Source organism: Saccharopolyspora sp. NPDC003752 (assembly GCF_053605825.1).
Window position 1 is genome coordinate 123,899 of sequence record NZ_JBSGJZ010000005.1, and the last position, 19,542, is coordinate 143,440.

Sequence of the window (19,542 nt, forward strand, 5' to 3'; positions counted from 1 at the left end):
GTCCTCGACACCGCCGTGCTGAAGCCGACGTCCTGTCATCGGGGAGCAGGGAAAGCCAGCAAGCAAACGCCCGCAGGCAACGCGAAATCCGCCCCTGCGTTCGTGCAGGTATCCAAAGGTGCTGGCAGCCAACGGCAAACGTCGATGATCAGGGAAACCGGAAGGCGGCCGCGCCGGTTCAGGGCTTCGCCGGACGGTTCCGCACCAGGTAGCGCACCAGCATCGCGCCGTCTTCGGTCAGGACGGATGCCAGCTCCATGTCGATGGGGTCGAGCGGCAGCCCAGTGGCGATCCGCCCGTGCGTGCCGCTGACCAGCAGCGGCGAGATCGTCAACCGCAGCTCGTCGACCACACCAGCGGCGAGCAGTCCGCCGAAGAGGTGCGGGCCGCCTTCGCAGTCGATCCGGTTCAGGCCGCGTTCGGCCAGCGCCTCGGTCGCGGCGGCGAGGTCGACGGTGTCCTCCCCGGCGATCAGCAGTTCGGCGCCGGCCTCCTCCCAGGCTTTCTGCTTCTTCACCGGCGCGGTGGCGCAGGTGATCACCAGGGTCGGGGTAGCCGCCTCGGTGATCACCGGCGCATCGGCGGGCAGGGACTTGCCGGTCGTGACCACGGCCGTCGGCGGGACATCCCGGAGCCCGTGACGACGACGCAGTTCGAGCGTGGGTTCGTCCGGGTGCACGCCGCGGAACTCCTCGACCATCGCGGTCGTGGCACCGACGAGCAGGACGTCCGCGAGGTCGCTCCCGAGCTTGAGCACCTGCTGATCGGCTGGGCTGGAGAGCCGGCGCGCGCGGCCGCCCACTTCAACGGCTCCGTCAGCGCTGGAGACGTAGTTGACGACAAGCCATCGGTGGCCCGCTGGATACGTGTAGAGGCGTTCGAGCTGCTGATCGTCGAGGTCGGCGTGCTCTGGCCAGATCTGCTTCATCACGAGATCCATTCCTGCTCTCGCGCCGGGGTCCGCGTGCCGTTGATGCAGGCGACCATCTCCAGCGTGCGCCGAGTCGGCAGAACCTGGTGCACGCGGAACATCGCCGCCCCGACGCGGGCCGCGATCGCGGTGGCCGCCAACGTGCCCGTGAGGAGCTCCTCCCGATCGGCGACGTCGAGGTCGAGGCTTTCGCGAACGAAGGTCTTGTTCGACAGTGCCATCAGCACCGGCCAGCCCGTTTCCACGATCTCCTGCACCCGCGCCACCAGGGCCAGGTGGTCGGGTGTGTTCTTCCCGTATCCGGTGCCGTCGACGAGGATGCCACCGCGCGGGACGCCCTTGGATTCGGCGAGCTCGGCCAGCCGCACCGTCTCGTCCAGAACCGCGGTGACGACATCCTCGTAGTCCGAGCGAACCGGCTCCGCCCGGGGGACGCGGTTGGAATGGGTGCACACGTAGCCGGCCTCGTAGGCCGCCGCCACGTCGAGGATCTGCGGGTCGGCGGCGCCCCACGCGTCGTTGATGATGTCGGCGCCGGCGCGGCAAACCGCGTCGGCGACCTCGTGCCGCCAGGTGTCAACGCTGATCAAGACATCGGGATGCGTTGCCCGGATCCACTCGACGGTGGGCAGCACCCGCCGGATCTCCTCCTCGGCATCGACCTCCGCGCCGGGACTCGCGGTCACACCGCCGATATCGATCACATCGGCGCCTTCCGCAACGGCGCGATCGACAGCCGCCTTGGCCGCGTCCTCCTCGAACGTGGCACCCCGGTCGTAGAAGGAGTCGGGCGTGCGGTTGACGATCGCCATCACCAACGCCCGGTCTCGAACCACTCGCCGGCCACGGAACGAGAGGTCGAATGCGCTAGAGCCGAGTTCCTGCACTGGCCCGATCCTTCCTGCGGTAGCTGCCCGAGCCGCCGTTACCCTCTGCAACCGGATGTGCGCTCAGGGGTGGATACGGGCCAGTCTGCCAGAGCTGATCGCGCTTGTACCCGGGCAACGTGGCCGACGTCCTGTCGGGAAGTTCGGATTCGTGATCGGCCTAGGATCGCGAGGATGCGGGTGGAGCTGGCGGCGCTGGTCGTCGAGGACTACGACCGGGCCATCGAGTTCTTCGTCGAAGCACTGGGCTTCGAACTCGTCGAGGACACGCCGTCGTCGACGAATGACGGACGTCCGAAGCGGTGGGTCGTCGTTCGGCCGCCAGGCGGGGAAACCGGCATCCTGCTCGCTCGCGCGGACGGTGTGCAGCAGGCTGCCGCGGTGGGGAACCAGTTCGCGGGCAGGGTGGGTCTGTTCTTGCGGGTGGACGACTTCGACGCCGCGTTCGACCGCATGGTCGGGGCCGGGGTCGAATTCGTGACCGCGCCACGCGCCGAACCTTATGGGCGGGTCGCCGTCTTCCTGGACATCTCGGGCAACCGGTGGGACCTGCTCGGCCCGGCATGAACGGTCACCGCGAGCTGCTCGTACGTCACCTCGCTCGATCGGCGTCGTCCGGCCCGGGAATCAGCGGGTGGGTAGGAGCCGGGGCACTGCTCGGACGTAGATCACCATGCCGACGACCTCGACCAGGGTTTGGGTGACGACCACGACCGCCGCGATGGCCAGCGCGTCGGGCAGGGCCAGGGCCAGGGGGAGGACCACCAGCGAGTTGCGGGTGGCGCCGGTGAACACGATCGCGCGGCCGTCCGGGACGTCCAGGCGGAACAGGTGGGCAACGGCGCGCCCGGCGAAGGCCATGACGACCAGGAAGAGCACGTAGCAGGGCACGACGCGGGCCACCGCGGCGAGGCCGTCGCTGAGCTTCGGCAGCTGGGAGGCCACCACCGCCAGCAGGGTCGCGGCCATGAGCGGCACCATCAGGGTGCTCACCGCGTCGGCCAATCGTCGCCCGGTCTTCCCGCGAGCCGCCCAGGCTTGGGTGAGCCAGGCCAGCGTCAGCGGGATGACGATCAGCACGACGAACGCCTCGATGAAGGGACCGGCCTCGACGACATCGGAGAGGTCCGAGCCCAGGAACAGGAAGAGGAAGCCGGGCAGCAGCACCATTTGCGCGAGGAGCAGCAGTGGTGTGGCTGCGAGCAGTCGTTGGCTGCTGCCGCCTGCCAGTCCGCTGAAGACGATGACGTAGTCCATGCACGGCGTCAGCAGGACCAGCAGCACTCCCAACCGCACGGCCTGGTTGGCGGGCAGGAAGGTGAACATGGCCGCGACGACCAGCGGTACCACCACGAAGTTCACCACCAGCGCGGCTCCCAGGAACCGGCCTGCCCGCAGGGAGCGCCCCAGCTCGGCGGCCGGTACCTGCAAGAACGTCACGTACAGCAGAGCGGCGAGCACCGGGTTGATGGCCTGCTCCAGGCCCGGCCCCGCATCGGGGGCGGCCCAGCCCACGACAGCCCCGGCCGCGAGCGCGCCCACGTAGCCGGCGACCTGATGGCGTTCCATGCCTGCGACCAGGCCCGATGCGGACGACAACGTTCGTTCTCCTTGCAGGGTGCGGACGAACCAGCAACGTGGCTAGCCGGGGCAGGCCGTCGGGATGGCGTCGGTGTGGCTTCGCACCAGCCACTCGCTCGATCTCTTGGGTTTTTCGGTGCACGAACAACGTCGAACGTCCATGTCTCCGGTGGGCGTTCTTTCGTGCTCTGCGCAGGTAGCAAAGGTACGCGTCCTGCGTCATCGACGGCCGTGAGTCACGAACGGGGTTCCTCGGCCGCGCCCTCGGCGACTGGCGAATAATCCGCGACTTCGTCCGGCCCGCACCATTTGACCAGCAAAGGGGCTCGTGTGGCACGTGAGTCAGCAGGCGACGGTAGTGACTTTCACCAGGTTTCGCCCCTCCGCGTGCAACTGCGGGAGGCGGCATAACCGCGCGATATTAAGTAGGACGAATTCCACATCGCCTGGCATCGATTTGAGAACGCTCGTATCACGGTGCAGTAACCATATTCATCGATGTTTTGTTATTTAATCGTGAACATGTTGGAAAGCAGCTGGTCATCGTGCTTTTTTGATTGAGATTCGCCTTTTTGCCGGACGTGTAACGGGAGTAACGAGCCGGGGGATAAGTCGTATTAATAATCCGGAGGGGGATCGCGTTACGGTGTGTTGCACTTCGCTACGCCCTGCGATCGCTGGTCGGGTTGTGCAAATAGAAGAACGACATGATCGCGCCATATCACCTACCCCGACCAGGCGGTATGAGCAGGTCAGATCGGAGTAATATGGGCTGCTCCCACGCCCAATCATGCCCCCTCTTCCCGTTGTTGAAGGCAAGCTTGAGCGGCTGGCGCGAATCCTATTGCGACAGCAATGACAGGTGGCACGATTGCGCCCGGTACAAGTTGGCGTCCCGGGGCCAGCTCGTGCCGATCTCGCTGCTCCCGAACGGTGCCGACGTGGGGCACATCAGGAAGGCCGCCGAGCGGTCCGCCACGGCCGAACCGACCCCGCCCGCGCCGCTCATCTCCGAGTCGCCGGAAACCGTGGCCTGGTTCGAACCGGCGCCGAGACCGGACCTGACCAGGCCTCGCGAGTCGTCATTCCGCTCTCAGTCCCCCCGCCCCCCACAGTCACAGCCCACACAACCCCCGCCGGCCCCCTCGCGGGCCCCGCAAGTCCCAAGAACCCCACCGACCTCGGACCAGGTAGCGCGGCCCACGCGAGCGCAGGGCTCGAAACGCCGCTGGTGGACCCGGCTCGCCGAGTGGATGAGAGGCCCCGCATGAGCAACTACTGGCCCTGGTGGGCGGGCGCGATCGGGCTCGCCCTGGTCACCATCAACTACACGCTGATCACGGATCGGTCCTTCGGGGTGTCCTCGGCGTGGGATCGCGTCCTGCACTGGCGCGCCGAACGCCGCATCGAACGGCAGGAGGCCCAGTTCGCCGACGACCGCGCCCTGGAGGAAGCGTTCGCCGCGGCGACCGCCGCGGAGTTCGGGACCCGATCCGAAGCACCCACCTCGCCGGACGTGATGCGCGGTGGCGCGCAGCCGCACGGCCAGGACGCCGGATCCGCGGCGCCCGAGCAGGCCACGACGCGGAGCGTGCGCTCGGCGCCTCTGGTCACCCAGGCCGCCCTGCTCCTGTCGATCTTCGTCGGCGGCTGGGTGGCCGCCGTCGTCGCCGGCCGGTTCGAGGTCCGCTTCGACATGGGCGAGGGTTTCCGCCAGCTCGTCACCGCCGATTCGAACGTCATGATCGGCGTGCTGTTCGTCGGAGGCATCCTCGTCGGCTTCGGCACCCGCTTGGCCGGTGGCTGCAGCTCCGGCCACGGACTCAGCGGCTGCGGGCGGTTGCGCCCGGTCAGCCTCGTTGCGACTGCCGTCTTCTTCGGCACCGCCGTCGTCGTTTCGTTCCTGCTGTGGAAGGTGATCTGATGCGTACCAGGGGCGCGGTGCTCGTCGCCAACATCATTACCGGGCTGGCGCTCGGCTTCGTCGTCACCAACATCGGGTTCGGCGACTACACCGAGCTGAACCGCATGTTCACCTTCCAGGATCCCCGCATGCTGTACGCCTTCGCCGGGGCCGTGGCGATCATCGTGGTGATCTTCGCCGTGGTGGGTGTCCGCCGCTCGCCGGGGCGAATCCACGGCGGCGTGATCCCCGGCGCGGTGCTGTTCGGCACCGGCTGGGCGATCTCGGGTGGCTGCCCGGCGATCCCGATCATCCAGGTCGCCAGCGGTTACCTGCCCGCTCTCGTCACGATCGCCGGCGTCATGGTCGGGATGTGGCTGTGCCGCTGGGCGAACGCCAGGTTCTTCCAGCTCGACCGCGGCTCCTGCGGGCTGTAGCGACCGATGCGGGGGCCTGTCCTGGACCGGGCCCCGCATCCCGCCCTTCGGGTGGCAGCAAAGAACCCCAGGTCGCGAACCTGGGGTTCTTTGCTGGCAGGGCTTTTCGCCCGTAGCGCCCTCAGCGGGGCTTGGGGAGGCTCAGCCTCTCCCGCAGCTCCTTCAGGCCCAGGTTCCTTTCCTCGTCCCGGCCGTCCTCGACGTGGGTGTAGAGCGCGAGCACCAGCCTCCGGGCTCGCTCGTACCGCTCGTCGCTCCAGGCCTTCAGGCGGTCCAGGGCTGCGTGCACCGGTTCGAAATCCCCTGGGAACAGGTGCAATCCGATGTCGGCGAGTGCGGGACGGCTGACCTCCTTGTGGTACAGGGCGGACTCGAAGGGCTCCCGGATCACTTCGCCTTCGCTCACCCCGCTGTTCTCCATCTGGTCGTAGACGAGGTCCAGCCACGGGTCGCCCGCCAGCAGTTCGCCGAACCGGACGGCGACCCACGGGTGCAGTCCCTCGCCGCCGCCCCTGGCCGGGTGGGACTCCCCGTGCGCGTAGCTGAGCACCTGGCTCGCGCGTTCCTTCTCGCCCTGCCCGATGAGCACATGGCCTTCGAGGTGACCCGCGTAGCCGGCGAACAGGCCGTCGCACATCTGTCGCGCGTTCCGCAGCGGCTTGAGGGCCGCGGCCTGGTCACCGCTCTGGAGCAGGAGGTTGCCGAGGAGGATGTTGGCGACGTCCCCGGCATCCGTGCCCTCGTGGACGTCGGCGGCCTGCTCGAAGCCGTTCCGGGCCGCCTCCAGCGCACCGGTCAGTTGAGCGGCGAGGCTCCCGAGGAGCACTCGGCCGGAGTCCGCGAAGTCCGGGGTGAGCATCACGGCCGCCAAGGGGCCCAGCCACGGGTCTTCTCCCGCAGCGACCTGCTCCAGCCGCCGCCGGCAGGAGTCGCCGAGGCCGTTCTCGCCGAGTTCGATGCCTGCCAGCGCCATGGCCGCATGCCCGGACACGGCGGTGCGTCCCGCGTCGGCGATGTCGGTCAGCAGGGTCCGCGCTTCCTGGGAATCGCCCGCCCGGTACGCCGCCAGCCCGCGCTCGACCTGGTCGGGCACCGGGCTCAGCGGATCGGGGGGAAGCGGAAGGGCCGATCCGTGGTCGTCCAGCAGGGTCATGTAGTTGCTTTCTCTCGTCGGAGCGTTGAGGCGCGAGCATGCCACGAGCGACCGACACCGCTGATCATGGAACGGCACGACTCCGCGTCTGCGCTTGGCGGGAAACACCGGCAGGCAAGGAAGAATCGGCGGACCTGGACTCGAAGGGGCTGCTGAAGTCGTTGGCCACCAACGGAAAACGCCGAAGGTCGGGCTCAGAGTTCGGTCAGGAGGTGGCGGACTCGGCGGTCGATCTCGTCCCGGATGGTGCGGACATCGTCGACGCCTTTCCCCGCCGGGTCCGTGAGTTCCCAGTCCAGATAGCGCTTTCCGGGGAACACCGGGCAGGCGTCGCCGCAGCCCATGGTGATCACCACGTCCGCGGCCTCGACAGCGTCTGTGGTCAGCTTCGTGGGGATCTCGTTCGACAGGTCGATGCCGAGCTCGCCCATGACGGTCAGGACGGCCGGGTTGATCGTCTCCGCGGGGGCGGATCCTGCCGAGCGCACGGCCACCTCGCCCCGGGCGTGGTGCTGCAGGAGGGCTGCCGCCATCTGGGATCGTCCGGCGTTGTGCACGCAGACGAACAGGACTTCGGGGGTGCGGGTCACGATCGCTCCAGGTGATCGGGGGTGGGGTCGGTGAACCAGCGGCGGGCGGCCAGGGCGGCGTAGACCAGGGCGACCAGCACGGGCACCTCGATGAGGGGGCCGACGACCCCGGCCAGGGCTTGCCCGCTGGTGACGCCGAAGGTGGCGATGGCGACCGCGATCGCGAGTTCGAAGTTGTTGCCCGCTGCGGTGAACGACAACGTCACCGACCGCTCGTAGCTCAGCCCGATCGCCTTGCCCAGCGCGAAGGAACCTGCCCAGATGATCGCGAAGTACGCCAGCAGCGGCACGGCGATGCGGGCGACGTCGAAGGGCCGGCCGGCGATCTGGTCGCCCTGCAGGGCGAAGAGGATCACGATGGTGAACAGCAGCCCGTAGAGGGCGACCGGGCCGATCTTCGGCAGGAACCGGGTTTCGTACCAGTCCCGGCCGCCGGCGCGTTCGCCGAGCTTGCGGGTCGCGTACCCGGCCAGCAGCGGGATGCCGAGGAAGATCAGGACGGATTTGGCGATCTGCCACGCAGAGACGTCCAGTCCGACCTGCGGCAGGCCGAGCCAGCCCGGCAGCACCGACAGGTAGAACCAGCCGAGGCCGGCGAACGCGATCACCTGGAACACCGAGTTCAGCGCCACCAGGACGGCAGCGGCCTCCCGGTCGCCGCAGGCCAGGTCGTTCCAGATGATCACCATGGCGATGCAGCGGGCCAGGCCCACGACGATCAGGCCGGTGCGGTACTCGGGCAGGTCGGGCAGGAACGCCCAGGCCAGCGCGAACATCACCGCCGGGCCCGCGACCCAGTTGAGCACCAGCGAGGACACCATCAGCCGCTTGTCGCCGGTGACCGTCTCCAGCCGGTCGTAGCGGACCTTGGCCAGCACCGGGTACATCATCACCAGCAGGCCCAGCGCGATCGGCAGCGAAATGCCGTCCACCTGCACGGCGTCCAAGGCCGGCCCGAGGCCGGGGATCCACCGCCCGGCCAGCAGTCCGGCCACCATGGCCGCACCGATCCACACCGGCAGCAGCCGGTCCAGCGTCGACAAGCGCGCGGCCACCGGGGCTTCTGCCGCCCGGGTCATGCGGTGACCGCCTCGGCGTCGGCCGGCACCAGCACGGACGAGACGGCCCGCAGGGTTTCGGGGCGCACGCGGTAGTAGATCCAGGTCCCGCGCCGTTCGCCCTCGATCACCCCGGCCTCGCGCAGCACCTTGAGGTGGTGCGAGATCGTCGGCCCGGACAGCTCGAACGCCCCGGTCAGATCGCACACGCACGCCTCCCCGCCCGCGTGCGACGCGATCAACGACAGCAGCCGCAGCCGCACCGGCTCGCCGATCGCCTTGAACACCCGGGCCAGTTCGGCCGACTGCTCCGCGCTCAGCGGCTCCCGCATCACCGGCGAGCAGCACTGGGTCGCATCCTCGGGGCCTTGTTTCGACATGCATCTATCTTGACAGATGTCGAATCAGCGGCCCAAGCTGTGGTCGTCTATTTAGATGAACATCTAAGCAAGGGGATGCGATGTCACGCATGCAGCTCGCCCTCCGGGTCGGTGACCTCGAAGGATCGATCGCGTTCTACTCGAAGCTCTTCGGCGCCGAGCCGGCCAAGCGGCGGCCCGGCTACGCCAACTTCGCCATCGCCGAACCGCCGCTGAAGCTCGTCCTGCTGGAGGGCGAGGCTGGTCAGGACACGGTGATGGACCACCTGGGCGTCGAGGTCGACAGCACCGAGCAGGTGGACGACGCCACCGAACGGCTCAAGGCGCTCGGCCTGTTCACCGACGTCGAGGAGGACACCACCTGCTGCTACGCCCGCCAGGACAAGGTCTGGGTCCACGGGCCCGGCCGCGAACCCTGGGAGGTCTACGTCGTCAAAGCCGACTCCCAGACGTTCGGCGCGGCCGAGGCGCAGTGCTGCGCCGGGGACGACGACGCATCGGTCGCCGGCGCCTGAGTGCTCAGCAGCAGTGGTGGCCGCGCCAGGCTTCTCGGCCTTCCTTCACCGCCACCGCCGCGATCACCAGGGCGACGACGGGGTCCGCCCACGACCAGCCGAAGAGGCTGTTGAGCAGCAGTCCCAGCAGCAGGACACCCGACAGGTAGGTGCACAGCAGGGTTTGCTTGGAGTCCGCGACCGCGCTGGCCGAACCGAGTTCCCGGCCGGCGCGGCGCTGGGCCGCCGACAGGAACGGCATCACCAGCAGGGACAACGCGGCCAGCACGATGCCCACCGTCGAGTGGTCGGCCGAGTCCGCGCCGAGCAGGGTTCGCACCGACTCGACCGAGACGTAGGCGGCCAGCGCGAAGAACGACACCGCGATCACCTTCAGCGCCGCTCGTTCCCGGGCTTCGGGGTCGCTGCCGGAGAACTGCCACGCCACCGCGGCCGCGGACGCGACCTCGATCACCGAGTCCAGGCCGAAGCCGATCAACGCCGTCGAGGAGGCCGCCGTTCCGGCCGAGATCGCCACGATCGCTTCGATGACGTTGTAGGTGATCGTCGCGGCGACCAGCCACCGCACCCGTCGAGCCAGCACCGCTCGTCGCTGCGGGTCGGCCGCGGTGTCCGCCGCGCAGCAGTCGTCGACGCAGCGATCCTCGCTCACCGCGCCGCCTCGGGCTGGGCCTCGTTGAGGCACGGCTGATCCGTTTCCACGGCGAGCACGACCTGGACCAGCTCGCCGAGCGCGCGCGCCAAGTGGGCGTCGGCCAGGGAATAGCGGACCTGACGACCTTCGTAGGTGGCCACGACGAGTCCGCAACCGCGCAGGCAGGCCAGGTGGTTGGAGACGTTCGAGCGGCTCAGCCCCAGCTGCTCGGCGAGCACGCCCGGATAGCTCTCGCCGTCGAGCAGCGCGATCAGGATCCGGCAACGAGTCGGATCGGCCAGCGCCTTGCCCAGCCGGGCCAGCGCCGCGCCCCGCGTCTCACACGTCAGCATTGGCAGAACAGTACAGCGAGCAGTGATATATCAGCAAGGGCTGAACTGTTCGGCTGCCGGACCAAGGGGCGTTCGAGAACGGTGCGCGGCAAGCCCTGGCGGTACCGCGCGGGTGGGGGACACCCGTTGGCCGTGCTCGTTCGGCGGTTTCCGGAGGGTGACGGGAACGTCGTCGCGGGACAACGGCGGAAGTGCTCGTGTCCGGATGAGATCGGAAAGGACCTCTCATGTACTCGCGAATCCTCCAGGTCGTTTCAGCAGCAGTGGCCACGGTCCTGCTCCCCGCTGCCGGGGCCGTTTCCGCTGCGCAAGCCGACGAAGCGCGCCAGGGTTCCGGCGACGCTCGTCAAACCGCTGTCCGGATCGTCAACGTGAGTTCCGGTCAGAAGCTGATTCCGACCGGATACGGGGCGAACAAGGCCGAGAACATCGTTATCTGGGCGAACGCCGTCGAGGAGGCTCCAGGCGGCAAGCTGTGGAGGCCCGAGGCCCTCGGCGCCGGCTATTACCAGATTCGGAACAGCGACACGAACCTCTGTCTTACGGTCGGCAACTACAACGCGCCTGACGGTAGGACGGCAGTTGTGCAGCAGAGCTGCGCACAAGGTCTCAACCAGCAGTGGGAGCTGCCCTACGTCGGCGGCGGACACCTGATCAGCTCCCGGTCGGACGGCCGCGTCGTGACTCCGTTCAACATGGGCGGCAACTACTGGGCGGTCATGGACCAGCAGTCCGGAGCGCTGACCCAGCTGTGGAACTTCCCCCCGGCCTGACGCTTCTCGCCCGTTCGGCACCAGTTCGATTCGTGGTCAGGGAGTTTCTCCTCCGCCGTGCCACTTCTGCATGTGCGTGGCGTGGGTGTGCAGGTAGGCGCCGGGTTTGAAGAAGCGGTCGTAGAAGTCCAGGTCCAGGTGGTGGGCCTGGACGTAGTTCATGATGAACACCGTCGGCACCGTCCCGGGGAACTTCCCGAAGGTGTCCAGGACGTACTGCGCTTGGAGCGCGACGCACGCCTTGAACTCGTCGTCGTGCACCAGGGCGCTGCCGCGGAAGCCCGGGGTGTCGGTCCAGGCTCCCGGGGTGTCGCGGTGGAACGGCCCGCCGGGGCCGAACTTGCGTTCGGCGAACGCCTCGACCGCCGCCGCCATGTCGCGGTACCGCGGTGGGCAGCAGGCCTCGAAGACGCCTTCCCGGCCGGTGGGGTTCGGGGTCGGCCAGCGCTCGTCCTCGTCGTAGCGGAACCCGAGGCCGGGAACGTCGGGATCGCCGGAGGCGCCGAGCATCGCGAAGCGGTCGATCCCGTCGAACATCCAGCCGCCGAGCCCCATCGCCTGCAGCATCAGCACGCCCGCGTAGCAGGCGGAAGCCAGCTCCGCCGTCGCCTCGGTCAGCGCGTACTGCTCGGTGAAGGTGAGCGGGAACGGCTCCTCGACGTCGACCAGCCCGCCGAACTCCGCCAGCCCGGGGAGCTCGCGATCGTTGACGTCGTCGTAGATCGCGTAGCCGTTCTGGGCGAAGAAGCACAGGATTGCGATGACGTGCTGGGCGATGTCCGCCACCGGGATGACCAGCAGCGAACCGGGAACGTTGACGCACCAGGTGTTGTGCCCCTCCAGGTAGGGCTCCTCCGCCGGCAGGTGCAGCCGCCCGGGCGAGAGCCGGCGCAGCCGCTCGCGGTGCCGCTCGACCACCAGCTCCGGGGTGACCTCCTCGACGGCCGGGTCGACCAGCGCGCCGGCGTCGCGGGTCGGGAAGAAGTAGAGCCCGGAGTCGTCGGTGAAGAACAACTCGGCGGTGTGGATCCCGGCCGCGGACGGGAAGGTGCGGCCGGCGGCGGCGCCGGCGTAGTTCGAGACGTGCGGGGCGTACCGGGCGTGCCGGGTGATCGAGTAGTGCCAGCCGGTCGTGCCGCCCATCGCGCTCAGCACGAGCATCCGCTCCAGGTCCGTCAGGGGCACCGGCTCGTGCCTGGAGCGGTAGGCGAGCGGGCCGTCCGGGATCTCGTCGCCCAAGGCGAAACGCCGCGAGCGGCGGCCGAAAATCGCCTCCACCAGGGGGAAATCCGCGAGCTCCGCAAGCGCCGTCTCGAAGTCCTCCTCGGGCACAGCGCCAGACTGCGCCCGGAGAGCGGGTCCGGACCAAGGACTTTCTGCCCGCCGGCATGCTCTGCGTCGGTTTCGCGCGAAACCGCCACCCTGCCTCACGTGAAGCGGCGGTTTCGCGCGAAACCGTCGCCCCGGACGGCCACTGCACACGGGTGCCCGCGCATCAGTCCGAAACGACCTCCTAGGCCAGGTGGGCCCTGATCCTTTCGATGCGCTGCTCGATCGGGACCGCGCGGGCCGCCTCCAGCGCGTTGAGAAGTTGTTGGAGGGATGGGGAATCGGCGACGCCCCGGTTCTTGAACTCTCGTGCGTCGACCACGTTCGGGAACGCCGCTAGCACCGGGTGGTTCGTCGTCAGCACCTCGTTCCCGCTGCGCGGCAGGAACGCCTTCTGCATCGTCGAGGGCGGTTCGTCCACGATGATCAGCACGTCGTCCGTGCGCCCGTTTTCCTCCAGGCAGGCGATCTCCTGGGCCAGGGCGGGGGTCAGCTCCGCCGCCCAGACGATGATCTGGGCGGCCAGCGGGATCAGCTTCGCGACGGTCTCGAACCACGTCGCGTCCGGGAGGTACAGGGCGGCCCTGGGGACGAACTGGCCGAACGCCGAGGACAGCTCCAGTTCGCCCGCCTTCGTGCTGGCCACCGTGATCATCGGCACCGCGAGTTCCAGTTCCGCCAAGGCGGGACCGCAGTCGCGGTACACGATGGTCTGCACGTAGTCGCCCTGCGGGTCGTCGGGGTCTTCGAGGACCGACGCGAGCGCCGACGACGCGCGCGACTCCTCGGCCAGGCCGAAGTTGCGCAGCAGGAGCACGAACGGTTCGCCGGAGCACAGCCAGCTGCGGACCTGGCCGACCGAGCTCAGGTGCTTCTCCCGGGCGGCGCGGACGAGTTCGGCCATGTGGTTGCGCGGGGCGCCCGACAGCAGCCACGGCAGGCCGAAGCCCTTTCGCCGCCTCCTGCGGTCCCAATCGCGCTGCTTCCGCAGGTAGTCGAGGTTCAGCTCGGGCTCGCCGACCGCGAATCCGTCCAGCACCGCGCCGGCGTGCTCGGCCCGGCTGAGCCATTCGTCCACGTCGGGATTCCCGCCCCGATCCCGGCCGAACGACTTCACGAGCTCGTCGAACTTCTCCCGGGCGGCCCTTTCATCGCCCTCCTGGAGCGACACCAGCGCCGTGTTGTACAAGCCCTGCGCCGCTCTCCCGCGCAGTTCGGGATCCGCATTGTGCCGGTACCGCCGGAAGATCTCCGTCCACAGCGCCGCTTGCTCCTCGCGTTTGCTCGACAGGTTTTTGACCGCGGCGAGGTGATGCCCGCGCAGGTGCGCGTGGATCGCCAGCGCCCGGCACAGCGCGCGCTCCACCCGGACGTCCACCGGACCGCGGACGGCGTCCACCACGTCGCGCAGAACACCGGCTGCGGCGGCATTGCCCGCCGCATCGGCTTGCCCGGTGTAGGCGCACAGGTCGGTCAGCATGTCGAGCACCCGCGCGCCCAGTTCGGGATCCGGGTGGTGCGCGTAATGCACGCCGTACCAGCGCAACAGCAGGAACGAGTCGGCGATGTTGCCGACGCGGTAGAGCGCCGTCGCGGTCTCGTACACGATGTAGGCGTGGTCGCGCGGGTTGTACGGGCCCGCGCTCGCCGCCTGCTCCGGGAGGCTCTCGAACAGCCAGGTCCGGAAGTCCCGGTCGGCCACCTGCCTGGCGGACTCGCTCCGCATCCGCTGCCACCTGCCGATGGCGCCGTCCACCACGTCCGCGATCGTCAAGTCGTCATCCACTGGCGTCACCCCCACTTGTGCGTGCCTCAACCGTTCGCGGGCCGGTTTCGAGGGCCTTTGGCCTCGGGGTCCGGCGTTTGTGCGCGCGTAGAGTTCTTCGGCGGAGCCGGGTTCTAGCGATTCGGTCGGAACATACCGGGGTCCGGCGGGAATTTGCGGGCCTCGCCGAATATCAACCGAAGGAGCATCGGTGATGCGTACTGTTCTGCGTGGTTCGCTCGGTCTTGCGCTGGCGCTGCCTCTCCTGTTCGGAGTCGCCCCGCTCGCCCCGGCCGCGTTCGCCGCCGTTCCGGCACATGCGGTGGCGCAGCAGCAGACCGACGAGTGCAACCAGGACGACTGGGTCTGCCAGGAGCACCAGCAGCAGCACCAACAACAGCAAGACCAGCAGCAGCACCAGCAGCGCGGACGCTGAGGACCGGGCTCAGGTCCGGTCGTCGAGCGCCGCGTCGAGGTTCTTGAGCCAGGGGATCTCCAGGGCCTGGTCGCTTCTGGGGGCCCTGCAGCGGCCAGTAGTCGTCGCCGGTCAGGAGCCGCACGTCGGCTTGGTGCAGGGTCTCCACGTGCGACTTCCACGCCGGTGGTGGGCCTGCGTGATGCGCGAGATGGCCGGTTCGATCAGGGCCGGGCGGATCTGCTCCACGCCGCCTGCCGCCGATCCGATCAGTCCCAGGGTCCGCTCGCTCATACCGCCAGTACGTCGCGAGAGGGATCACCCGGGAACCGCGGTGGGTGTCCACAGGGGACACGGCCGGTGTCTAGGGCCGTTGGGCTCGCGATTCGGCGGGCGCGGGCGCGTAAGGTCGTTCGGCAGAGCCGATTTCCAGCCGTTCGGTTCGGAAAGTACTGAGATCTCCGGGTTTCGGTGAACATCAACCGAAGGAGCATCGGTGATGCGTACTGTTCTGCGTGGAGCGCTCGGCATCGCGCTGGCGCTGCCACTCGTGTCCGGCCTCGCCCCGGCTGCGTTCGCGGCCAGTCAGGCGCCTGCGGTGGCGGTGCAGCTCGCCCTTCATCCGCGGTATCACCACAACTGCGCGGAGGACGACGTGATCTGCGAGACGCACGCGCACCTGCACGAGCTCCAACGCCACCTGCAAGAGCACGGGCAACACTAGAGGATCGGGCTCAGGTCCGGTCGTCGAGCGTCGCGTCGAGGATCTTGCGCCAGGGGATCTCCATGGCCTGGTCGCTTCTGGGGCCTTGCAGGGGCCAGTAGTCGTCGCCGGTCAGGAGCCGCACGTCGGCTTGGCGCAGGGTCTCCACGTGCGACTTCCACGCAGGGTGGCGGACCTGCGTGATGTTGATCTTCGGGAACACCACCACCGGGATCTCGGGGGTTCCCATCGCCTCGCCCAGCGTGGTCAGGGCCTGGTTGTCGGCTAGGCCCAGGGCGAGCTTGGCGACCGTGTTCGCCGTCGCCGGGCAGGCCAGGTAGCGGTCGATGGGCGGGTGCGGGCGGCCGGCCCCGGGCAGCCGGGGCTCGACCCGGCACGGCAGGCCGGTCACCTGCTCGATCCGCTCGACTTCGCCGAGCGCCCGCAGCCACGCCCCGGCCGCGGGCGTCAGCGTCACCGCGACTTGCCAGCCCCGCGAGATGGCCGGTTCGATCAGGGCCGGGCGGATCTGCTCCACGCCGCCTGCCGCCGATCCGATCAGTCCCAGGGTCCGCACGCTCATACCGCCAGTATGTCGCGGGAGAGATCACCCGGGAACCGCAGTGGGCGTCCACCGGGCACGCGACCAGCACCGAGGGACTTTGGGCTCGCCATTCGGCAGGTATGCGCGCGTAGGCTTTTCTGGCGGACCCGGATTCCATCGATTCGGGTCGGTGAGCACTGGGGTCTTCGAATGCCCACCGGGCTCGGCGCGCTTCGGGGCCTCACCGAACGTCGACGAAGGAGCATCGGTGATGCGTACTGCCTTGCGCGGAGCGCTCGGCCTCGCGCTGGCGCTGCCGCTGCTATTCGGAGTTTCCGCGCTATCCCCGGCCGCGTTGTTCGCCGTCGGCCCGGCGCCTGCGGTGGCATCGCAGCTCGCCCCGCAGGAACAAAATCACCACCGCTGCCTCAAGAATGACAAGGTTTGCGAGGAGCACCAGGTGGAACACGCGCGCCAACACCACCGGAACTAAGCGGTAGATGGTCATCGGCGGAGCGCCCCGCTGGGCAGGGCGCTCCGCCGATGATCGTCAGACCGACTTGAGGTCCGATTCCTTCACGTAGACCCAGCGGTAGTTGTACGAGATCGGGACGTAGACCTCGTCGCCGACGATCACCTCGTGGTTGTTCGGGTCGTTCAGCCCGTCGTAGACCACGTTGTAGTCGAGCGCCTTGGTCTCCTCGCCCGCGACGTACACCTGACCGGCCGGCACCGTGTACGGCAGCGGCTTGATCTTGCGCGGGTCGATGCCGGTCGGGTAGTCGCCCGGCTGCGGCAGCGACAGGCCGTAGGTCGGGATCTGGTCCCGGACCGGCGTGACCAGGTCGGCGTCGTCGGCGGGTGCCGTGTTCGTGCCGCCCGGGTCGCGCAGCCAGGCCTTCTTGCCGTCGAACCAGATGGCCAGCCAGTCGCCCGAGCGTTCCGCCACCGCGTACTGCCGGCCCGTGTTGGCCTTGGCCGACCAGTCCTCGATCTTGGTCGTGCCCGGCGAGCCGTCCGGGTGCACCGTCGGCGAGCCGATCAGCGGCGCGTCATCGCGCGGCTCGGTGTGCAGGTACAGGAAGTTCGCCCCCTGCGCCGGCAGGGTCCGGCAGGGCTCGTCCTTCGGGCACTCGACGACCTCCGGCCGGTTCGCGTCGAACCGCGGGAAGATGGTCACCACGTCGTCGCCGCCGGTGTCGCCGTCCAGCGGCTCGTCCAGCAGCTTCATGTAGTGCGCCCAGTCCCAGAACGGGCCCGGGTCGTAGTGCTCGCCGCCGGCCTTCGCCGGGTTGTCGGCGCTGACGTCGTCGTGGCCGACGATGTGCTCGCGGTCCAGCGGGATGTCGTACTTGTCCGCCAGGAACTTCACCAGCTCGGCCGACGAGCGGTACATCTGCTCGGTGTACCACTTGCCGCCCTCGGCGGCGAAGCCCTCGTGCTCGATGCCGATCGAGCGCATGTTCCGGTCCCAGTTGCCGGCGTGCCACGCCATGTCCTTGGTGGGGACCATCTGCGTGACCTGGCCGTCGGAGGAGCGGATGATGTAGTGCGACGCCGCGCCGTGCGCCGGGTTCTGGAACGCCGAGATCGCCGTCTGGTACGAGGTCTCCGTGTCGTGGATGACGATGGAGTCGATCTTGACGTCCTTCGGCCGGTTGGCCGTGTCGTAGTTGCCGTAGCCGCCGGTCGGATCCTGCGGATCGGTCGGGGCGTAGGCCGCCGGGATGTAGCGGCAGTCCAGCTCGGTCGGGCATTCCGGCTTCGGGCCGAGCGGGGCGTCCTTGACGTTCTTCAGGTTGGTGCCGCTGAGATCCCGTTCCGGCAGCACCTCGGGGATCTTGGCGAACGCCAGCCGCTGGCCGGTCGAGGTGGTGCGGGCGCGGCCCTGGCCGAGCACGTCGTAGACGTCGTCGGCGAAGGACTGCGCGCCGCTGGCCTGCGGGCTGCCGCTGAGCTCGGCGATCGCCGGGTACCAGCCGCCGATGTTGTTCGGCAGGTTTCCCTCGCCGAGGTTCTTGGCACGCTGGGCCAGCAGCGCGGCACCGGCCCGGATGTTCTGCTCCGGGTCGCGCTTCACCTGCTCCGGCGGGAGGCCCACCAGCGCCGCGGCCTCGGTCAGGGTGTGCAGCGTGGGGTGGTCCCCGAGCTTCTGCAGCTTCGGGTTCTCGCTGCGGAGCTCGTCGGGGTCGATGTCGGTCAGGTGCATCGGGCCGTAGCCGCCGGCCACGCTCTGCTCACCGTTGTGGTCCTCCCACCTGGTGAGCTGGAACGAGGTCGCCATCAGCAGCGGCATCGGGATGCCGAACTCGGCGGCGGCCGATTCGAAGGCGCGCTGCTCGACGGTGTCGGGCGCGGCCGGGGTCGTGGGGGCGGCATCGGGGCCGGCGCCGAGGGCAGTGTGGGCTGCGCCGGTCAGCAGCCCGGTGACGCTCGCCGTGACCACAGCGGCTCGCCACCAGTGGAGCTTCCTGGCAGTCAAAGTTCGCTACCTCGCAAAACCAGAACTGGTGTCCTAAGTGGACCTGTGGGGTGCGCTGTCGATCACCGAACCTGCCAGTGGTCCGCGAGCGCTCGTGAGCGATTCGGATTGCTATGAAGCTCCAAAGCACTCACGAGTCCCGGGCGCAGCCGGTCGGCCGCCGCGGGACGCGTCGGGCCATCGTCGTGTCCTCGGTTGATCAACTGCGGGGCCCACCATTCCACCGTTCGAGCGATTCGGCACCGTCGAAATCCGATCTGAAACCGGGTCGATACGTGCAGAGCGGGAATTCTTCGCTTTCGGGTCGTCCGGATGCCCGAAAGTGCCGGCGATGGCCGAGGCGGCGTCCGGGCGCACTCGTCCCGAAGGAGCCCGGTGGTGGCGATTTCGCGCGAAATCGCCAAGCGGCCCTCACGCGGAACGCTGGTTTCGCGCGAAATCGCCACGTTGCCTCACGTGGAACGCCGGTTTCGCGCGAAAGCGGTGCTCGGCGTTCCAGGTGATCATGGCTTGCGCGTGCCCGCACGCCATTCTGGGGGGATTCCTAAACCCGTTCCTGCCATTCGGATCGGAGGATCGCGTAGCGGAGTTCGTCGCGCCAGACGCCCTTGACGTGGACGTTCTGGACGAAATGCGCCTCGCGGCGCATGCCGAGGCGCTCCATGAGCCGCGCCGAGGCGGTGTTCAGGGCGTTGCACCGGCCGATGATCCGGTGCAGGCCGAGTTCTTCGAAGCCCAGCCGCAGGACTTCGCGGGCGGCCTCGGTGGCCAGGCCCCGGCCCTGGTGGTCGGGGTTGAAGATGTAGCCGAGCTCGCCCTCCCGGTGCTTCTCGCTGCGCCAGACGAGTTCGACCTGCCCCACGATCGCGTCCAGCTCCTGCGCGACCACCGCGAGGGTGAGGCAGTCGCCTTCGGCGCCGAGCCGGGTCTCCCCGGCCATCTGCGCGACGGCGTCCCGCGCCTGCTCGCGGTCGCGCGGCTCCCACAGGAGGTAGCGGGCGACCTCCGGTTGGCGCTGATAGGCCCAGACGTCCGCCGTGTCGTCGGTGGTGAACGGGCGCAGCAGCAGGCGGTCGGTCGTGATCGGGTAGTCAGGTCGGAGCACCTGC

The 19,542-nt window shown here is 68.9% G+C and carries 22 protein-coding genes; 8 read left to right on the plus strand and 14 right to left on the minus strand.

Going from position 1 to position 19,542, the window contains the following annotated elements; translation table 11 throughout:
* Positions 1 to 178: 178 nt before the first annotated feature.
* Together ACWEV3_RS08645 and folP are read right to left on the minus strand one after the other, a co-directional pair.
* A complete protein-coding gene (locus ACWEV3_RS08645; protein ID WP_452613283.1) occupies positions 179 to 928 on the minus strand; it encodes a dihydrofolate reductase family protein in 750 nt (249 codons plus the stop codon).
* Positions 928 to 1,743 (minus strand): dihydropteroate synthase, encoded by an 816-nt coding sequence (folP, locus tag ACWEV3_RS08650; protein WP_358580057.1) that lies wholly within the window; start codon positions 1,741 to 1,743, stop codon positions 928 to 930. Before folP ends, ACWEV3_RS08645 begins: the two co-directional genes overlap by 1 nt.
* 249 nt (positions 1,744 to 1,992) lie before the next feature.
* On the opposite strand from folP, the gene ACWEV3_RS08655 reads away from it, so the two are divergent.
* Positions 1,993 to 2,385, plus strand: coding sequence for a VOC family protein (locus ACWEV3_RS08655; RefSeq protein ID WP_452613284.1), 393 nt, complete (start codon positions 1,993 to 1,995; stop codon positions 2,383 to 2,385).
* Between the two features lie 60 nt (positions 2,386 to 2,445).
* On the opposite strand, the gene ACWEV3_RS08660 is transcribed toward ACWEV3_RS08655, so the two are convergent.
* Positions 2,446 to 3,387 carry a bile acid:sodium symporter gene (locus ACWEV3_RS08660; protein WP_452613430.1) on the minus strand — a complete coding sequence of 314 codons (942 nt, stop codon included), beginning with the start codon at positions 3,385 to 3,387 and terminating at the stop codon, positions 2,446 to 2,448.
* Positions 3,388 to 4,666: 1,279 nt separating this feature from the next.
* On the opposite strand from ACWEV3_RS08660, the gene ACWEV3_RS08665 reads away from it, so the two are divergent.
* Both ACWEV3_RS08665 and ACWEV3_RS08670 read left to right on the plus strand, forming a co-directional pair.
* Positions 4,667 to 5,323, plus strand: a complete 657-nt coding sequence (locus ACWEV3_RS08665; protein ID WP_452613285.1) for a YeeE/YedE family protein — start codon at positions 4,667 to 4,669, stop codon at positions 5,321 to 5,323.
* Positions 5,323 to 5,739 carry a YeeE/YedE thiosulfate transporter family protein gene (locus ACWEV3_RS08670; protein WP_358580050.1) on the plus strand — a complete coding sequence of 139 codons (417 nt, stop codon included), beginning with the start codon at positions 5,323 to 5,325 and terminating at the stop codon, positions 5,737 to 5,739. The genes ACWEV3_RS08665 and ACWEV3_RS08670 overlap by 1 nt, the downstream gene beginning before the upstream one ends.
* Before the next feature lie 121 nt (positions 5,740 to 5,860).
* Here the strand turns inward: ACWEV3_RS08670 and ACWEV3_RS08675 are convergent, their stop codons facing one another.
* The 4 genes from ACWEV3_RS08675 to ACWEV3_RS08690 all read right to left on the minus strand — a co-directional run bounded on the left by ACWEV3_RS08675 (position 5,861) and on the right by ACWEV3_RS08690 (position 8,920).
* Entirely contained in the window at positions 5,861 to 6,892 is a 1,032-nt protein-coding gene (locus ACWEV3_RS08675) for a tetratricopeptide repeat protein (RefSeq protein WP_452613286.1), read from the minus strand.
* 194 nt (positions 6,893 to 7,086) lie between these two features.
* Positions 7,087 to 7,482 carry an arsenate reductase ArsC gene (locus ACWEV3_RS08680; RefSeq protein WP_452613287.1) on the minus strand — a complete coding sequence of 132 codons (396 nt, stop codon included), beginning with the start codon at positions 7,480 to 7,482 and terminating at the stop codon, positions 7,087 to 7,089.
* Positions 7,479 to 8,561: an ACR3 family arsenite efflux transporter gene (arsB, locus tag ACWEV3_RS08685; protein WP_452613288.1), complete on the minus strand. Its 1,083-nt coding sequence runs from the start codon at positions 8,559 to 8,561 to the stop codon at positions 7,479 to 7,481. The genes ACWEV3_RS08680 and arsB overlap by 4 nt, the downstream gene beginning before the upstream one ends.
* Complete coding sequence (locus ACWEV3_RS08690) at positions 8,558 to 8,920, minus strand: ArsR/SmtB family transcription factor (RefSeq protein WP_452613289.1); 363 nt, start codon at positions 8,918 to 8,920, stop codon at positions 8,558 to 8,560. Before ACWEV3_RS08690 ends, arsB begins: the two co-directional genes overlap by 4 nt.
* An 80-nt stretch (positions 8,921 to 9,000) precedes the next feature.
* Here ACWEV3_RS08690 and ACWEV3_RS08695 point away from each other — a divergent pair, with 80 nt between their 5' ends.
* Positions 9,001 to 9,435 (plus strand): ArsI/CadI family heavy metal resistance metalloenzyme, encoded by a 435-nt coding sequence (locus ACWEV3_RS08695; RefSeq protein ID WP_452613290.1) that lies wholly within the window; start codon positions 9,001 to 9,003, stop codon positions 9,433 to 9,435.
* A 4-nt stretch (positions 9,436 to 9,439) separates the two neighbouring features.
* Here ACWEV3_RS08695 and ACWEV3_RS08700 read toward each other — a convergent pair whose 3' ends face one another.
* A complete protein-coding gene (locus ACWEV3_RS08700; protein ID WP_452613291.1) occupies positions 9,440 to 10,087 on the minus strand; it encodes a cation transporter in 648 nt (215 codons plus the stop codon).
* On the minus strand, positions 10,084 to 10,422 hold the full coding sequence (gene cmtR, locus ACWEV3_RS08705; protein WP_358580035.1) for a Cd(II)/Pb(II)-sensing metalloregulatory transcriptional regulator CmtR: 339 nt from the start codon (positions 10,420 to 10,422) through the stop codon (positions 10,084 to 10,086). The genes ACWEV3_RS08700 and cmtR overlap by 4 nt, the downstream gene beginning before the upstream one ends.
* Before the next feature lie 227 nt (positions 10,423 to 10,649).
* Here cmtR and ACWEV3_RS08710 point away from each other — a divergent pair, with 227 nt between their 5' ends.
* A complete protein-coding gene (locus ACWEV3_RS08710; protein ID WP_452613292.1) occupies positions 10,650 to 11,195 on the plus strand; it encodes an RICIN domain-containing protein in 546 nt (181 codons plus the stop codon).
* Between the two features lie 36 nt (positions 11,196 to 11,231).
* Here ACWEV3_RS08710 and ACWEV3_RS08715 read toward each other — a convergent pair whose 3' ends face one another.
* Positions 11,232 to 12,527 carry a hypothetical protein gene (locus ACWEV3_RS08715; RefSeq protein WP_452613293.1) on the minus strand — a complete coding sequence of 432 codons (1,296 nt, stop codon included), beginning with the start codon at positions 12,525 to 12,527 and terminating at the stop codon, positions 11,232 to 11,234.
* A gap of 181 nt (positions 12,528 to 12,708) precedes the next feature.
* A complete protein-coding gene (locus tag ACWEV3_RS08720) occupies positions 12,709 to 14,310 on the minus strand; it encodes a hypothetical protein (RefSeq protein ID WP_452613294.1) in 1,602 nt (533 codons plus the stop codon).
* A gap of 193 nt (positions 14,311 to 14,503) precedes the next feature.
* On the opposite strand from ACWEV3_RS08720, the gene ACWEV3_RS08725 reads away from it, so the two are divergent.
* A complete protein-coding gene (locus ACWEV3_RS08725) occupies positions 14,504 to 14,725 on the plus strand; it encodes a hypothetical protein (protein WP_452613295.1) in 222 nt (73 codons plus the stop codon).
* Between the two features lie 478 nt (positions 14,726 to 15,203).
* Positions 15,204 to 15,428 carry a hypothetical protein gene (locus tag ACWEV3_RS08730; protein WP_452613296.1) on the plus strand — a complete coding sequence of 75 codons (225 nt, stop codon included), beginning with the start codon at positions 15,204 to 15,206 and terminating at the stop codon, positions 15,426 to 15,428.
* Between the two features lie 10 nt (positions 15,429 to 15,438).
* On the opposite strand, the gene ACWEV3_RS08735 is transcribed toward ACWEV3_RS08730, so the two are convergent.
* Positions 15,439 to 15,990 carry a flavoprotein gene (locus tag ACWEV3_RS08735; protein ID WP_452613297.1) on the minus strand — a complete coding sequence of 184 codons (552 nt, stop codon included), beginning with the start codon at positions 15,988 to 15,990 and terminating at the stop codon, positions 15,439 to 15,441.
* 232 nt (positions 15,991 to 16,222) lie between these two features.
* On the opposite strand from ACWEV3_RS08735, the gene ACWEV3_RS08740 reads away from it, so the two are divergent.
* Positions 16,223 to 16,444, plus strand: a complete 222-nt coding sequence (locus ACWEV3_RS08740) for a hypothetical protein (RefSeq protein ID WP_452613298.1) — start codon at positions 16,223 to 16,225, stop codon at positions 16,442 to 16,444.
* 57 nt (positions 16,445 to 16,501) lie between these two features.
* Here ACWEV3_RS08740 and ACWEV3_RS08745 read toward each other — a convergent pair whose 3' ends face one another.
* Positions 16,502 to 18,433 carry an N-acetylmuramoyl-L-alanine amidase gene (locus ACWEV3_RS08745; RefSeq protein WP_452613299.1) on the minus strand — a complete coding sequence of 644 codons (1,932 nt, stop codon included), beginning with the start codon at positions 18,431 to 18,433 and terminating at the stop codon, positions 16,502 to 16,504.
* A gap of 544 nt (positions 18,434 to 18,977) precedes the next feature.
* Positions 18,978 to 19,538: a GNAT family N-acetyltransferase gene (locus ACWEV3_RS08750; protein WP_452613300.1), complete on the minus strand. Its 561-nt coding sequence runs from the start codon at positions 19,536 to 19,538 to the stop codon at positions 18,978 to 18,980.
* Between the last annotated feature and the right edge of the window lie 4 nt (positions 19,539 to 19,542).